This is a genomic window from Brachyspira catarrhinii, from assembly GCF_005518285.1.
In the GTDB taxonomy this organism is placed as follows: domain Bacteria; phylum Spirochaetota; class Brachyspiria; order Brachyspirales; family Brachyspiraceae; genus Brachyspira; species Brachyspira catarrhinii.
Map to the genome: position 1 here is coordinate 1 of NZ_SJDU01000867.1, position 315 is coordinate 315.

1 protein-coding gene is annotated in these 315 nt (G+C 32.1%); it reads right to left on the minus strand.

Annotated features, from left to right (window positions below; translation table 11 throughout):
* The coding region (locus EZH24_RS13695; RefSeq protein ID WP_272897915.1) for a V-type ATP synthase subunit D at window positions 1–315 on the minus strand (315 nt) is incomplete at both ends.

The window sequence follows — 315 nt, forward strand, 5'->3', positions numbered from 1 at the left end:
CTCGTATAGATTAACTTTTTGGGTTGTTTTCTTTCTCGCGTAAGCCAAAGCGTTTAATCTCGCTTCCGTCATTTCTATTCTTATTTGAATAGTCATCAATCTTTCAAACATACTTATAGCTAATCTTATCCAAGAAGGCATATTAAAAAGACTAATCTGCTCTAATGCAAAATCGATATTTTTTAAGATAGCGACTCTAACTCCCGCAATATTTTTCTGTTCGGAAATAATATTTCTGATTTTTACAATTTGCGGAAATTCCGTCCAAAAACCGTTATAATTCTGATTTCGTCCAAAAACCGTTATAATTCTGAT